This is a genomic window from Shinella kummerowiae, from assembly GCF_009827055.1.
In the GTDB taxonomy this organism is placed as follows: domain Bacteria; phylum Pseudomonadota; class Alphaproteobacteria; order Rhizobiales; family Rhizobiaceae; genus Shinella; species Shinella kummerowiae.
Genome location: NZ_WUMK01000008.1, coordinates 220,248 through 234,634, shown reverse-complemented (window position 1 = coordinate 234,634; position 14,387 = coordinate 220,248). Strand labels below are relative to the sequence as shown.

General features: G+C 63.6%; 15 protein-coding genes. 8 read left to right on the top strand and 7 right to left on the bottom strand.

The window, feature by feature from the left end:
* The first annotated feature begins 93 nt into the window (after window positions 1-93).
* From GR138_RS21405 to GR138_RS21395, 3 genes are read left to right on the top strand one after another with little or no spacing between them, the layout of a single operon-like run.
* Window positions 94-972 carry an ABC transporter permease subunit gene (locus GR138_RS21405; protein WP_160861298.1) on the top strand — a complete coding sequence of 293 codons (879 nt, stop codon included), beginning with the start codon at window positions 94-96 and terminating at the stop codon, window positions 970-972.
* Window positions 972-1,766, top strand: a complete 795-nt coding sequence (locus GR138_RS21400; protein ID WP_160861297.1) for an ABC transporter ATP-binding protein — start codon at window positions 972-974, stop codon at window positions 1,764-1,766. The genes GR138_RS21405 and GR138_RS21400 overlap by 1 nt, the downstream gene beginning before the upstream one ends.
* Window positions 1,767-1,826: 60 nt before the next feature.
* Window positions 1,827-2,432: a DUF1287 domain-containing protein gene (locus tag GR138_RS21395; protein ID WP_160861296.1), complete on the top strand. Its 606-nt coding sequence runs from the start codon at window positions 1,827-1,829 to the stop codon at window positions 2,430-2,432.
* A gap of 6 nt (window positions 2,433-2,438) precedes the next feature.
* On the opposite strand, the gene GR138_RS21390 is transcribed toward GR138_RS21395, so the two are convergent.
* Window positions 2,439-3,080, bottom strand: a complete 642-nt coding sequence (locus tag GR138_RS21390; RefSeq protein WP_160861295.1) for a LysE family translocator — start codon at window positions 3,078-3,080, stop codon at window positions 2,439-2,441.
* A gap of 84 nt (window positions 3,081-3,164) precedes the next feature.
* Between GR138_RS21390 and GR138_RS21385 the strand changes: the two genes are divergently transcribed.
* Window positions 3,165-3,314, top strand: coding sequence for a hypothetical protein (locus tag GR138_RS21385; RefSeq protein ID WP_160861294.1), 150 nt, complete (start codon window positions 3,165-3,167; stop codon window positions 3,312-3,314).
* Between the two features lie 3 nt (window positions 3,315-3,317).
* Here the strand turns inward: GR138_RS21385 and GR138_RS21380 are convergent, their stop codons facing one another.
* On the bottom strand, window positions 3,318-4,169 hold the full coding sequence (locus tag GR138_RS21380) for an SDR family NAD(P)-dependent oxidoreductase (RefSeq protein WP_160861293.1): 852 nt from the start codon (window positions 4,167-4,169) through the stop codon (window positions 3,318-3,320).
* Window positions 4,170-4,353: 184 nt separating this feature from the next.
* Between GR138_RS21380 and GR138_RS21375 the strand changes: the two genes are divergently transcribed.
* Window positions 4,354-5,577, top strand: a complete 1,224-nt coding sequence (locus GR138_RS21375) for an argininosuccinate synthase (protein WP_160861292.1) — start codon at window positions 4,354-4,356, stop codon at window positions 5,575-5,577.
* 71 nt (window positions 5,578-5,648) lie between these two features.
* Here GR138_RS21375 and GR138_RS21370 read toward each other — a convergent pair whose 3' ends face one another.
* Both GR138_RS21370 and GR138_RS21365 read right to left on the bottom strand, forming a co-directional pair.
* Entirely contained in the window at window positions 5,649-6,953 is a 1,305-nt protein-coding gene (locus GR138_RS21370) for an NAD(P)/FAD-dependent oxidoreductase (RefSeq protein WP_160861291.1), read from the bottom strand.
* Window positions 6,953-8,296 (bottom strand): glutamine synthetase family protein, encoded by a 1,344-nt coding sequence (locus GR138_RS21365; RefSeq protein WP_160861290.1) that lies wholly within the window; start codon window positions 8,294-8,296, stop codon window positions 6,953-6,955. The genes GR138_RS21370 and GR138_RS21365 overlap by 1 nt, the downstream gene beginning before the upstream one ends.
* Before the next feature lie 183 nt (window positions 8,297-8,479).
* On the opposite strand from GR138_RS21365, the gene GR138_RS21360 reads away from it, so the two are divergent.
* On the top strand, window positions 8,480-9,133 hold the full coding sequence (locus GR138_RS21360; protein ID WP_160861433.1) for a GntR family transcriptional regulator: 654 nt from the start codon (window positions 8,480-8,482) through the stop codon (window positions 9,131-9,133).
* A gap of 2 nt (window positions 9,134-9,135) precedes the next feature.
* On the opposite strand, the gene GR138_RS21355 is transcribed toward GR138_RS21360, so the two are convergent.
* Window positions 9,136-9,843: an MOSC domain-containing protein gene (locus GR138_RS21355; protein ID WP_160861289.1), complete on the bottom strand. Its 708-nt coding sequence runs from the start codon at window positions 9,841-9,843 to the stop codon at window positions 9,136-9,138.
* Between the two features lie 165 nt (window positions 9,844-10,008).
* Between GR138_RS21355 and GR138_RS21350 the strand changes: the two genes are divergently transcribed.
* Window positions 10,009-11,262: an NAD(P)/FAD-dependent oxidoreductase gene (locus GR138_RS21350; protein ID WP_160861288.1), complete on the top strand. Its 1,254-nt coding sequence runs from the start codon at window positions 10,009-10,011 to the stop codon at window positions 11,260-11,262.
* An 81-nt stretch (window positions 11,263-11,343) separates the two neighbouring features.
* Here GR138_RS21350 and GR138_RS21345 read toward each other — a convergent pair whose 3' ends face one another.
* Window positions 11,344-11,784 carry an Lrp/AsnC family transcriptional regulator gene (locus GR138_RS21345; protein WP_160861287.1) on the bottom strand — a complete coding sequence of 147 codons (441 nt, stop codon included), beginning with the start codon at window positions 11,782-11,784 and terminating at the stop codon, window positions 11,344-11,346.
* A gap of 112 nt (window positions 11,785-11,896) precedes the next feature.
* Between GR138_RS21345 and GR138_RS21340 the strand changes: the two genes are divergently transcribed.
* Entirely contained in the window at window positions 11,897-12,997 is a 1,101-nt protein-coding gene (locus GR138_RS21340; RefSeq protein ID WP_160861286.1) for a saccharopine dehydrogenase family protein, read from the top strand.
* A gap of 157 nt (window positions 12,998-13,154) precedes the next feature.
* Here the strand turns inward: GR138_RS21340 and GR138_RS21335 are convergent, their stop codons facing one another.
* The gene (locus GR138_RS21335; protein WP_160861285.1) at window positions 13,155-14,387 is read right to left on the bottom strand and encodes a pyridoxal phosphate-dependent aminotransferase; all 1,233 of its coding nucleotides are present in this window, start codon (window positions 14,385-14,387) and stop codon (window positions 13,155-13,157) included.

Here is a 14,387-nt window from a genome sequence, read left to right as displayed (position 1 = left end):
ACCGCTGCCGGATCGCCCGGCAGCGGTTGATCTGTTAAAAGGGGCCTTCCCGCGAGACCGCGGAAAGGGCAAAAAAAGAGAAAGCCAAGAGCCGTGAGCCTGATTGCCTTTTGGGGTGCCGTCGAACTGGGGCTGGTCTATGCCTTTGTCGCCATCGGCGTTTATCTTGCCTTCCGCGTGCTGGATTTTCCGGACCTGACGGTGGACGGTTCGTTTCCGCTCGGCGCTGCCGTTACGGCGGTGCTGATCATTGCGGGCGTGAACCCCTGGCTGTCGGCGGCGGTCGCCATGGTGGCCGGTGGCGGCGCGGGCCTCGTGACGGCGATGCTGAATGTGCGCTTCCGCATCCTCAATCTGCTGGCCTCGATCCTGACGATGATCGCGCTCTTTTCGGTGAACCTGCGCGTGATGGGCAAGCCGAATGTTGCGCTGATCAATGCCGAGACGATGATCAGCCCGTTCTTCGGCCTCGGCCTGCGTGACTTCTATGTCCGGCCGCTGTTCGTCGGCCTTCTCGTCGTCGTCGCGGTCATCGTCGTCTGGCGCTTCCTGGAAAGCGACGCCGGCCTGTCGATGCGTGCGACGGGTGCGAATGCCCGCATGGCCCGCGCGCAGGGCGTCGATACCAACCGGCAGATCTATCTCGGCATCGCCCTCTCCAATGCGCTTGTGGCGCTTGGCGGCGCGCTGTTTGCCCAGACGAACGGCTTTGCCGACGTGACTTCCGGCGTCGGCACCATCGTCGTCGGCCTTGCCGCCGTCATTATCGGTGAGACGCTGTTTGGCGCACGCGGTATTCTCATGGCCTTGATCGGCTGCGTGCTCGGCTCGATCCTCTACCGCATTGCAATCCAGCTGGCGCTGTCCTCCGACGTGCTCGGCCTTCAGGCCTCCGACCTCAATTTCGTGACGGCGCTGCTTGTCACCGTGGCGCTCGTTCTGCCGCGCCTTCGTCGCGGGGGAGCCGCCTGATGATTTCCGTTTCCGATATCAAGGTCACCTTCGGCAAGGGCACGCCGCTGCAGAAACAGGCGCTCAATGGCGTCAGCCTGACCATCGAGGAAGGCCAGTTCGTTACCGTCATCGGCTCCAACGGTGCGGGCAAGTCGACGCTGCTCGGCGTTCTCGCCGGCGATGTGATCGCGACGGAAGGCCAGGTGAAGATCGGCACGACGGACGTCACCCGCCAGGGCACGGCGGCGCGCGCCGGCCGGGTCGCGCGCGTCTTCCAGGATCCGCTGACCGGAAGCTGCGGCGCGCTGTCGATCGAGGAAAACCTCGCCCTTGCCGCCCGTCGCGGCGAACGGCGCGGGCTTTCGTCGGCGCTCGGCCCCCAGCGCCGCACGCATTTTCGCGAGCGCATCGCCGAACTGAACCTCGGCCTCGAAAACCGCATGCGCGACCGCATGGACCTGCTTTCGGGCGGCCAGCGTCAGGCGGTCTCGCTCGTCATGGCGACGCTTGCCGGTTCCGATGTGCTGCTGCTCGATGAACACACGGCCGCGCTCGATCCGGGCATGGCGGAGTTCATCATGACCCTCACGCAGAAGATCGTGTCCGAGCGCAAGCTGACCACCCTCATGGTGACGCATTCGATGCGCCAGGCGCTCGACTACGGGCACCGCACTGTCATGCTGCATGGCGGCGAAATCGTGCTGGACGTGGCCGGCGACAGCCGCAAGGACCTCCAGGTCGAGGATCTGATCGCCATGTTCCGCAAGATGCGCGGCCAGACGCTCGACGACGACGCCTTGTTGATCGGCTGACGCCCACAAAGCGCCCGAATCCGCCAGCAGCTTTCTTCCGTCGGATTTTGGGGGATGCGCATGCTGTTTCGCCGTACGCTGCTGGCTGGTGGCCTGTCTTCAGGGGTCGTGCTCGCCTTGCCGACGGTCTTGCGGGCAGAGGCGCCTGCGGCGGATCGGCTCGTTGCCGCGGCTCGAGAGCAGATCGGCGTAACACTGACCTATGACGCAGCCTATTCCAGGCTCGATTATCCCGGCGGCGACGTGCCGCGCGAACGGGGCGTGTGCACCGATGTGCTCGTCCGGGCCTACCGGGATGGGCTTGGCATCGACCTTCAGGTGCTGGTGCATGAGGACATGCGGCGCGCCTTCTCCGACTATCCGGCGCTCTGGGGCCTGAAGAAGACGGACCGCAACATCGACCACCGCCGGGTACCCAACCTCCAGGCGTTCTTCAAGCGCGCGGGTGCGGCCCTGGCGTTGAGCGAGAATGGCACGGATTACCGGCCGGGCGATATCATCTCGCAGATGCTGCCGGGCAATCTACCGCATATCGGCATCGTGGCGGATGCCCATTCATCCGATGGCGCCCGGCCGCTCGTCGTTCACAATATCGGTGCAGGCGCGCGTCTGGAGGACGTGCTGTTTGCCTACCCGATCACCGGGCACTACCGCTACGGCGTGTGACCGCCGCTACTTTGCCTGCGTGAAGAAGATCTTCATCGCGAAGACCGAGAAGACGCCGGCAAAGGTGTAGTCGATGCCGCGCAGCACCTTCGGGTTCTGCTGCAGCCAGGCGGCGAGCTTGTCGGCGGCGAGGATGACGATGATGTTTATCGGCATGCCGACGACGATGAAGAACAGGCCGAGCAAGATCAGCTTGCCGGTGACATCAGGGTCGCCGGCCGAGATGAACTGCGGCAGGAAGGTCATGAAGAAGATGATGACCTTCGGGTTGAGCAGGTTCACCCAGAAGCCGGACGAAATGTTGGCGAGCGCCGTGCCGCGCGGGCCGGCTGCGGCGTTGACGGTGAAATTCGAGCCGTAGCGGATCGCCTGGATGGCGAGCCACAGCAGATAGGCGGCACCGCCGGTCTTCAGGATCATGAAGGCCGTCGGCGAGGCGGTGATCAGCGCCGAAATGCCGAAGGCGACGAGCAGGGTGTGCACGACGATGCCAAGGCCGGTGCCGACCACCACGAAGAGTGCTGGACCGCGGCCCTGCGACAGCGCCCGGCTGATCGACAGCGTCATGTCCGGTCCGGGCGTGGCGGCGAGCAGCAGGCTTGCGGCCGTGAAGGCGAGAAGCGTCGGGAGCGTGGGCAGGACATCCATGGCGGTACCTGAAGGCCGGAGAGAATGCGAAACTCCTAAGCCGGCTTTCCGAAAATTACCAATCAAAGCTTGTGATAGACCGTCATGGCGCTCGATGAACGCGATGGTTTTGCCAACAAACTTGCCCGCCCCGCCCGCGTCGTCATCCTCGGCCTTGAGCCGAGGATCCACGTAGCAGGCGCGACATCACTGGTCGGGTCCAGCCCGACCACGACGAAGATTGCGGGGTTTTAGGCGCTATTCCCCTTCGACGAAGGCCGTGAATTTTGCGGAAAAGTCCTTGTGCCAGCGCGACAGGGGCGGGCGGTTCTCGATGACGTCGCCGATCGCCCAGGCCATGCGGCGTTCGTCGAGCGCGCGGGGAACGTCGTTGTCCGGGCAGAGGATGTAGAAGTCGCCGCGTCCCAGGCTATCCAGCATGAAGTCGACGGTCTGGGCCGAGGTCCAGGCGGCATCGGGCTTTTCCGTGCGGTCGCCTTTGGTCAATGCGGTGAAGACGAAGCCGGGGATGAGCAGATGGGCAGAAATGTTTGCGCCCTCGGTGTTGCGCAATTCGTGCTGGAGAGCTTCGGTGAACACTTTCACGCCGGCCTTGGAGACGTTGTAGGCCGGATTGCCGGGCGGCGTGGTGATGCCCTGTTTGGAGCCGGTGTTGATGATAAGGCCCGGTTCGCCATGGGCCAGCATGTTGGGGCCGAAAACCTGGCTGCCGTGAATGACGCCCATCAGGTTGACGGCGAGGATATGGTCCCAGTTGGCCCCGGCGCTGAAGATCGAGGTGGCGGGCTGGATGCCGGCATTGTTCATCAGCACATGCACCCGGCCGTAGCGTTGCAGCACGGCGCGTTCCAGCGCCTCCAGTTCGTGGCGGTGGGCGACGTCCGTCTCCACGGCCATGATGTTGGCCTCGCCGGCGATGGCCTCGAGTTCCAGGCGCGCTTCACCCAGCCGGTCGCCGCCGAGATCGGCGATCACGACGCACATGCCGGCTTCGGCAAAACGCCGTGCTGCGGCCAGTCCGATGCCGGAGGCGCCGCCGGTGACGACGGCGACATTGGATTGCTTGATGATGTCCTTGATGTTCGTCATGGGGCATCCCTTCCATGGTTCACTGAGGCGAATATGGGTTGCTGCGGCGCGCTGTCAAACCTGGCTTGCATCAGGAAGCCGCCCGCGTCACCCTTGCGTCACGCGCCAACTTCGCTAAAAGTGCCGCGACACCGGGCCTTGCGGGCTTGCCGCAGATCCTCTCCATGCAACGGACCTCATCACCATGGCATCTTACAAAGACGTGAAAAAAGTCGTGCTGGCCTATTCCGGCGGCCTCGACACCTCGATCATCCTGAAATGGCTGCAGACCGAGCTCAATGCGGAAGTCGTGACCTTCACGGCCGACCTCGGCCAGGGTGAAGAGTTGGAGCCGGCGCGCAAGAAGGCCGAGATGCTCGGCATCAAGGAGATCTTCATCGAGGACGTGCGCGAGGAATTCGTGCGCGATTTCGTCTTCCCGATGTTCCGTGCCAATGCGGTCTATGAAGGCGTCTACCTGCTCGGCACGTCGATCGCCCGCCCGCTGATCTCCAAGCACCTGATCGAGATCGCTGCCAAGACCGGCGCCGATGCCATCGCGCATGGCGCCACCGGTAAGGGCAACGACCAGGTCCGTTTCGAGCTGTCGGCCTATGCGCTGAACCCGGACATCAAGATCATCGCCCCGTGGCGCGACTGGTCGTTCAAGAGCCGTACGCACCTGCTGGAATTCGCCGAGCAGCACCAGATCCCGGTCGCCAAGGACAAGAAGGGCGAAGCGCCGTTCTCCGTCGACGCGAACCTCCTGCACTCCTCCTCCGAAGGCAAGGTGCTGGAAGACCCGGCTGTCGAGGCGCCGGAATATGTGCATATGCGCACGATTTCGCCGGAAGCCGCTCCCGACAAGGCGACCACCATCAAGGTTGGCTTCGAGCGCGGTGATGCCGTCTCGATCAACGGCGTGCGCATGTCGCCGGCGACCCTGCTCGCGACCCTCAACACCTATGGCCGCGACAACGGCATCGGTCGTCTCGACCTCGTGGAAAACCGCTTCGTCGGCATGAAATCGCGCGGCGTCTACGAAACGCCCGGTGGCACGATCCTGCTTGCGGCACACCGCGCTATTGAATCCATCACGCTCGACCGCGGTGCGGCGCACCTCAAGGACGAACTGATGCCGCGTTATGCGGAGCTGATCTATTACGGCTTCTGGTTCTCGCCGGAGCGCGAGATGCTGCAGGCCCTTATCGACAAGAGCCAGACGCATGTCGAAGGCGAAGTGACGCTGAAGCTCTACAAGGGCAATGTCATGGTCACCGGCCGTGAATCGGACAAGTCGCTCTATTCCGACAAGCTCGTCACCTTCGAAGATGACCAGGGCGCCTATGACCAGAAGGATGCCGCCGGCTTCATCAAGCTGAACGCGCTGCGCCTGCGCACGCTTGCCGCCCGCAACCGTCGCGGCTGATTGACCACCTGTCCATGAAAAGGCCCGCTGTTGGAAACAACAGCGGGCCTTTTGCTTGGGAGGTTGCGGCCTCAGAGGCCGAAGGCGTCCTTGAACTGGTACCACCAGGACCCGATGGTGGAATATTGCGCGCGGAACATGCGCCCGCCGGGGAAGGGGATCCACGGCAGTTTCTCGAACTGGCTGAAGCGTGCGAGATCCCCGTGGATCGCCTCGCTCAGGATCTTGCCGAAGAGGTGCGAGCCGGTGACGCCGTGGCCGCTATAGCCGTGCGCGAAATAAGTGTTCTTGCCGATCGTGCCCATCTGCGGCACGCGCGAGAAGGACAGCGCGAAATTGCCGCTCCAAGCATAGTCGATCTTCACGCCCTTCAGCGAGGGGAAGACCTTTTCGAGGTTGGGGCGGATTTTTGCCCGTACATCCGCCGGGTCGGTGCCGCCATAGACGGTGCCGCCGCCGAAGATCATGCGCTTATCGGCTGACAGGCGGAAATAATCGAGGATGTAGCGCACGTCTTCCACGCACATGTCGCTCGGAATCAGCGCGTCGGCGCGGTCGCCGAGCGGTTCGGTGGCGACCATCTGGGTCGAGACGGGCATGACGCGCGAGACCAGCTTCGGCACGACATGGCCGAGATAGGCGTTGCCGCAGATCACGGCGGTGTTCGCCGTCACGCTGCCGCGCGCGGTGTGGATGACCGGCTTTTCGGCCTCATGCTCGACGCGGATGACCGGCGATTGTTCGTAGATCACGCCGCCGAGCGATTCGAGTGCCTTGGCCTCGCCGAGCGTGAGGTTCAGCGGGTGCATGTGGCCGCCGGTCGTGTCCAGCATGCCGCCGATATAGGCATCGGTCTTGACGAGCTTCTGGATCGCCGCCTTGTCGAGCATCTGGTGGTCGTCCATGCCGTAGCTCTTCCACAGGGCCTTCTTGTGCTCCAGGTCCTTCATGTGGGCGGGCGTATAGGCGGCATAGATGTTGCCGGTCTTCATGTCGCAATCGATGTCGTATTGCGAGACGATGCGGCGGATGATCTTGCCACCTTCCTGCACGAGGCTGCCGACAAAGGCGCCGGCCTGGTCGCCATAGCGGCGCTTGATCGTGTCGAGGCTGGCGTTCAGGCCGTTGACGATCTGGCCGCCATTGCGGCCGGACGCGCCCCAGCCGATGCCGGCACCTTCAACCATCACGACCTTGTAGCCCTTTTCGGCAAGGTGGATGGCGGTGGACAGGCCGGAGTAGCCGGCGCCGAGCACGGCGACGTCAGCGGTCACCGCGCCTTCGAGCACCTTTGGCGTGCGGACGATGTTACGGGAAGCGGCGTAGTAGCTGTCGGGATAGGCGCCGTTGCCGGCGTAGGATTCATTGGTAGCCATCAGACGATTTCCAGGTAGGCGCTGAATTCGAAGTCGGTCACCTGTTCGGAGAAGCCGGCGATTTCCTGCCGCTTGCAGGCGATCAGCATGGAGCGGAGGTCCGTATCGAAGATTTCCGATACGATCGCGCCGTTCTCGAAGGCGGTGACCGCGGAGCCCCATTCCGAGGGAATGCGCGGCAGCTGCGAGAGATAGGCGCGACCGGAGACCGGTGCCGGCGGCTCCCACTTGTTGCGGATGCCGACGAGGGCGGCACCCAGGATGCCGGCCATGACGAGATAGGGGTTGGCGTCCGCACCGGCGACGCGGTGCTCGATGCGGCGCGCCTTGTTGCTGCCGCCGGGAATGCGGATCGCCGCAGTGCGGTTTTCATAACCCCAGGAGACGGAGGTCGGTGCGTGCGTATCCGGCCGCAGGCGACGGTAGGAGTTGAAATGCGGCGCGAAGAGAAGCGTCGATTCCGCCATGCCGCGCGTCAGGCCCGCGACGGCATGTTTCATGATGTCGGAGCCCTCAGGCGTGCCGTCGTCGAAGACATTGTTGCCGTCTTCGTCGATCAGGCTGAAATGCATGTGCATGCCGGAACCCGAGCGCATGCCGTAGGGTTTTGCCATGAAGGTGGCGGCAAAGCCGTGTTTGCGGGCGATGCCCTTGACGATGCGCTTGAAGAACAGCGCGTCGTCGGCCGCCTTCAGCGGGTCGTCGGAATGCATCAGGTTGATTTCGAACTGGCCGATGCCGTTTTCGGCAACGGCCGAATCCGCCGGCACGTTCTGCCGCTCGCATTCCGCATAGACGTCGGAGAAGAACTGGCCGAAGTCGTCGAGTTCGTCGATCGACAGGATGGCGTCGGAATCCAGCCGTTTGCCGGTATAGGGCGAGATTGGCGGCTGCGCATGGTCCGGCTCGGCGTCGATCAGGTAGAATTCCATCTCCGAGGCGACGACGGGGCGCAGGCCAAGTTCGTGGTACTGGCGCACGATGTTGGCAAGCGCCTGGCGCGGATCGGCAAGGAAGGGCTCGCCGCTCTCCTTGAACAGCCAGAGCGGCACGACGGCGGACGGTTTCAGCGTCCAGCTGACGGGCAGCGCGCCGCGGCCGGTCGCCGCGCAGATGCCGTCCATGTCGCCCGAGGCGAAGACGTGGCTGGAGCCGACGATATCCTCGCCCCAGACGTCCACGCCGACGATGGACAGCGGCATGCGGATGCCGCCCTTCAGCACTTTTTCCGCTTGTCCCACGGGCACGCGCTTGCCGCGCAGGATGCCGTTCAGATCGCAGACAACGGCCTGGATGCTTTCCACGCCGTCAGCACCGATCAGCCAATTGGAATCTTCGTTCATCGCCCTCGTCTTTCTGTATCAAATAAGCATTTTTGTGATCACATTTCGAAAATATGCACACTTTCTTGTCGTCGGTCAAGCTGCTAGAACCTGTCGCAAGGGGTAGGATAACACCCCGGAGCCGGTCACAGGAGGGATGGATTGGGTAATTTGGCGCTTGAGCCGCTGGACCGGCCGGACGGCATGACGACGCATGAATATGCGCATCGGCGTCTGCGCCAGGCGATCATGGTGGGCTCCATCCGGCCGGGCGAATCGCTGACCATCCGTGGCATTGCCGAAGCGATGGAGAGCAGTCCCACCCCCGTGCGCGAAGCCCTTCGGCGGCTTTCGTCGGAAGGGGCGCTGCGTGTGCTCGACAACCGGCGAATCATGGTGCCGCGCATGACGGCGGATCGTTTCAGCGAGCTGGTCTCGCTGCGCTCCGTGCTGGAGCAGCATGCCGCCCGCCGCGCCGTGCCGCATATCACGGAACGACGCATCGACCGGCTCGCCGAGATCGACAAGGCGCAGGACGAGGCGATTTCCCGCAAGGACAATGCGACGGCCCTGTTGCTGAACCAAGAGTTCCATCGCACGCTATATACTGCCAATCCCGAGCAGGTGATCATGCCGATGGTGGAGAGCATCTGGCTCCAGCTCGGCCCGTTCCTCGGCATCGCCATGGAGCATGTCGCCCAGCTCTATTTCGTCGATCGCCACCAGGAGGCGATCGAGGCGCTGCGCAAACGCGACGAGGATGCCGTGGCCGCAGCGATCAAGGCCGATATTTCCGAGGGCATCGGCGGCTTCGAGCGGGCGGCGATCGAAAACCTGCTCAGGCTTGCCGGGCAATAGGCCTAATCCACTATCACCGTATCGCCGCAGGTTATCCTGCCGGGGGTGACGACCTTTGCCAACACACCGAACCCGCCTCCGCCGTGTCTGGCGATCGTGTGCAGCACATCCTTGTCGAAGGGGATGCCCGGCTGCTGGAGGGCGGTGAAGGCGCAGCGTGAGCAGGGTTCCGTGATTTCGACCAGCGTTTCGCCGATCCGGAGCCTGCGCCCGATCAGGCGCTGCTCGACGAAATCGACGTCATCCGTGTCCGTGTCGACGAGAATGTTCGGGCGAAAGCGCCTGACGTCGATCAGCGCTGCCGGCAACAGGGCCCGCAGGCGCGCAAGCGAAGACGTGGTCAGGATGTGAAGGGGGTCTCGGACATAGCGCGGGCTGGCGCCTGTTTCGCCAAAGGGCTGAAACCGGACGGGGAATTCAAGGTGGCCCGAAGCGATCGTGTCGGCCGTTGGCGACGGGAGAGAATGCCAGGTGTCGCCATCGCCACTGATTTCCGGCCCATCGGCAGCCGCCCGCGCCCGCAACCCCGGAACGGGGCGCCAGCGTCGTTCGGTTTCCGGCGCTGCGACGACGTTGCTCTCTGCGTCGAACAGGCCCCATTTGCGGTCACCCGCTACACCAGCGTCATCGAGTTCGACGGTTTCGAGCTGTTCGCCGGTCAGCGAGCTGACGGGATAACGCCAGAGTTCGCGCGTGGTACCAAACTGCATGCCGCTTCCTTTCGAAGGTCCCGTCGTGCCGTGACGCTATCGCCGCATCCGGCCGGTGTCCATCTCTGGCGCCTGAAGGCGCTTTGCCGCAAGCAAGCGGCTTGCATCCCCCGTTCGGCCCATGCAATGGATCAAAAAACCTGAATGGGACTATGGGGCAGGCACATGAAGACGGACGTCATTGTTCTCGGCGCGGGCGTGATCGGCATTTCGACCGCGATCCATCTTGCACGGCGCGGCAAGTCGGTGGTGCTCGTCGATCGTCGTGGTGCCGCGGAAGAGACCTCTTATGGCAATGCCGGCCTCATCCAGCGCGAGGGCGTCTTCCCCTATGGCTTCCCGCACGATTTCGGCGCGCTGTTCCGTTATGCGCTGAACAACACGATCGACGCGCATTATCATCCGTCGGCCATCCCCAGCATCATTCCGTTCCTGGCGCGCTACTGGTGGCATTCCGGTTTCCGTCAGCACCAGAGCATTGCGCATCTCTATGCGCCGCTGATCGAGAATTCGATCACCGAGCACGCCGACCTGATCGCCGCCTCCGGCGCCGAGGATCTCATACGCAAGGACGGCTGGATGAAGGTATTCCGTTCGGAAAAGGAACGCGACAAGGCCTATGCGGATGCCGAAAAACTCTCGGCGAATTTTGGCGTGAACCACCAGAAGCTGACGACGGCCGAAGTGGCGGCGGCCGAGCCGTCCATCCGTGCCGAACTGACCGGCGGCCTGCGCTGGACCGATCCCTGGTCGATCCTCGACCCGCAAAGCCTGATGAAGCGCTACCTCGCCTATTTCCAGTCGCTTGGCGGCACGCTTCAGTCCGGTGACGCGGCAACCATCGAGCATGTGCTGGAGGGCGAGGGCTGGCGCATTGCGACGCCGGAAGGGCCGCTCGAAGGCAAGGAGGTCGTCGTGGCGCTCGGCCCCTGGGCCGATACAGTGACGCGCAAGCTCGGCTATCGCTTCCCGCTCGCCGTCAAGCGCGGCTACCACATGCACTATGGTGCTGAAGAGGGCGCCCATCTTAACAACTGGGTGCTGGATGCCGAGCGCGGTTATTTCCTGGCACCCATGCAGCGCGGCATCCGTCTCACCACCGGTGCCGAATTCGCGCGGCGCGACACGCGCAAGACCCCGGTGCAGCTCCGCCGCGCCGAAAAGGTTGCCCGCGAATTCTTCCCGCTCGCCGAACGGCGCGACGAGGAACCCTGGATGGGCTGCCGTCCCTGCACGCCGGACATGATGCCGATCATCGGCAAGGCCCCGCGCCATGCCGGCCTCTGGTTCGCCTTCGGCCACGCCCACCACGGCATGACGCTCGGCCCGATCACCGGGCGCGTTCTGGCGGAAAAGATGCTGGGCGAGCGCACGGTGATCAATATCGGTCCATACCGACCGGAGCGGTTCATCGCCTGACAGTGGTGGTGTGAAGGTGAAGGGGCCGCGAAGGCGAGGTGGTTGACTGCTATTGGAGGTCGTTTGGGCCGCAGGCATCGCCTAACGCCGGATTCGCGTCGACAGGATGATCGACGACAGAGTGCGTTCCACGCCGTCGATGGCGCCGATGCGGTCGATGAGGTGGTCGAGTTCGGCAATGGATGCCGCCTCGACCACGGCGATCAGGTCGAAACTGCCACTTACCGAATGCAGCGTGCGCACGGCGGAAATGGCGTGCAGTTCGGTCGTGATGCGCGAAAGCGTCTTCGGCGCGATGGTGATCAGCACATGCGCCTTCACCATGCCGCTCTCATAGGCGTCGGACAGCTTGACGCCGTAGCCGGCGATCACACCGTCGCGCTCCAGCCGGTCGATCTTCGCCTGCACGGTCGTGCGCGACAGCCCGAGCTTGCGGGCGATGGTCGCGGTCTGTTCGCGGGCGTTCTCGCTAAGGATGGCGAGAAGCTCGCGATCCTTGGGCCCTAGCGTCGAAATGCTCATTTTTACCGTCATTCTGCCGATACCGATAATGTATTATGCCAGATGTGGCGCTTTAAATCGACAGTCCCTGCCTCCAAAATAAGCGCATCAATTCATGCCGGAGGGAAATCACATGAAGGACATCGTCGTCATCGGCGCAGGCAAGATCGGCTCGACCATCGCCCGCATGCTGGCTCACAGCGGGGATTACCGCGTCACCGTCGCGGACCGTTCGGACGAGCAGCTTGCTGCGATCGAAAGCCACGCTGCCGTTTCGACGGTTGCCGTCGACATCGCGGACGCAGCCGCCATGAAGGCCCTGCTGACCGGCAAGTTCGCCGTTCTTTCGGCCGCCCCCTACCATCTGACGGTCGCGATTGCCGAAGCCGCTGCGGCTGCCGGCGTGCACTATCTCGATCTCACGGAAGACGTCGAATCCACCCGCCACGTCAAGCGCATCGCCGAAACGGCCAAGACCGCCTTCATTCCGCAGTGCGGCCTCGCACCTGGCTTCATCTCGATTGTCGCCAATGACCTCGCGAGCCGCTTCGATTCGCTCGAAAGCGTGCGCATGCGCGTCGGCGCCCTGCCGCAGTACCCCTCCAATGCGCTGAACTACAACCTCACCTGGAGCACCGACGGCGTCATCAACGAATACATCGAGCCCTGCGAAGCGATCGTCGAAAGCGCGCTGATCGAGGTTCCGGCTCTGGAAGAGCGCGAAGAATTCTCGCTCGACGGCGTGACCTATGAAGCCTTCAACACGTCGGGCGGCCTCGGCACGCTCTGCGAGACGCTGAAGGGCAAGGTCCGCACACTGAACTACAAGACGATCCGTTATCCCGGCCACGCCGCGATCATGAAGGCGCTGCTGAACGATCTCGGCCTGCGTCATCGCCGCGAAGTCCTCAAGGACATCTTTGAAAATGCCCTGCCGACCACCACGCAGGACGTCGTCATCATCTTCGTGACCGTTTCCGGTCGCAAGGGCGGCCGCCTGATCCAGGAAACCTACGCCAACAAGGTCTACAGCGCGCCGATCGCCGGCGTCCTGCATTCGGCCATCCAGATCACGACGGCCGGCTCGATCTGCGCCGTGCTCGACATGCTGGCCGATGGCTCGCTGCGTGCCGAAGGTTTTGTCCGCCAGGAAGAAATCGCGCTCGACGCCTTCCTCGCCAACCGTTTCGGCCACTATTACGCCCAGGAAAACCACGGCGCCCGCGCTGCCTGATCTTTTCCAAACCCTTTAACGCCCCGGCTAAGAAACCGGGGTGTTTTCGCATCTGTGGCCAAGGCTGCGGGGAAGCAGAGAACGCCAGAAGGCGCGGACACATAAAAATGGGGCCTCTAACGAGGCCCCTTTTTTTTGCCGGATGGTTTGGCTTGCCTCAAACGAGCTTGGCGCAGGCGTCCGCGATGCGCTTCAGCGCTTCCGTCAATTCCGCTTCCGACGTGGCGTAGGAGATGCGGAAATAGGGCGAAAGGCCGAAGGCGGAGCCGGGCACGACGGCGACATGCGCGTCTTCGAGGAGATAATCCGTGAAGTCGCTGTCGGCTTCGATGCGCTTGCCCTTGGGTGTCACCTTGCCGATGACGCCGGCGCAGCCGGAAAAGGTGTAGAACGCGCCTTCCGGCGTGCGGCAGGCGAGGCCGGGAATGGCGTTCAAGGCCGAGACAACGAGGTCGCGACGGTGCTTGAAGCTTGCCTGGCGCTCCTTCAGGAAGTCCTGCGGGCCGTTCAGGGCCTCGACCGAAGCGGCCTGGCTGACGGAGGAGGGGCAGGAGGTCGCCTGGCTCTGGATCACCGCCATGGCCTTGATCAGCGCCTTCGGGCCGCCGGCATAGCCGATGCGCCAGCCGGTCATGGCATAGGCCTTGGAGACGCCGTTGATCGTCAGCGTGCGGCTCTTCAGGCGGGGTTCGATGGCGACGGGGGTGACGAACCTGAATCCATCGTAGACGATGTGTTCGTACATGTCGTCGACCATCAGCCAGACATGCGGATGGTTCAGCAGCACGTCGAGCAGCGGGCGGTAGTCGGTCTCGCTGTAGGCGGCACCCGAGGGGTTCGAGGGTGAGTTGAGCAGCACCCAGCGCGTCTTCGGCGTGATCGCCTTTTCCAGCTGTTCGGCCTTCAGGCGGAAGCCGGCTTCGGCGTCGCAGGGGATCAGCACCGGAACGCCGCCGCAGATTTCCACGATGTCGGAATAGGAGGTCCAGTAGGGCGTCGGGATGATGACCTCGTCGCCCGGGTTGACCGTTGCCATGAAGGCGTTGAACAGGATCTGCTTGGCGCCCGTCGCGACGGTGATCTCGTCGAGTGCATAGTCGACGTTGTTTTCGCGGCGAAACTTCTCCGCAATCGCCTTCTTCAGCTCCGGCGTTCCGTCAAGCGCGGTGTATTTCGTGTCGCCGCGGTCGATGGCGGCCTTGGCGGCGGCCTTGATGGTATCAGGCGTATCGAAATCAGGCTCGCCGGCGCCGAGGATGATGACCGGCAGGCCGTCCTTCTTCATGGCAGCGGCGCGGGCGCCGATCTGCAGGATTTTCGAGACGCCGATGGCGGCGATACGCGAGGCGGGCGTAAAGCCCGCCTCCTCGATCTTGGTCTGGCTGTTCAT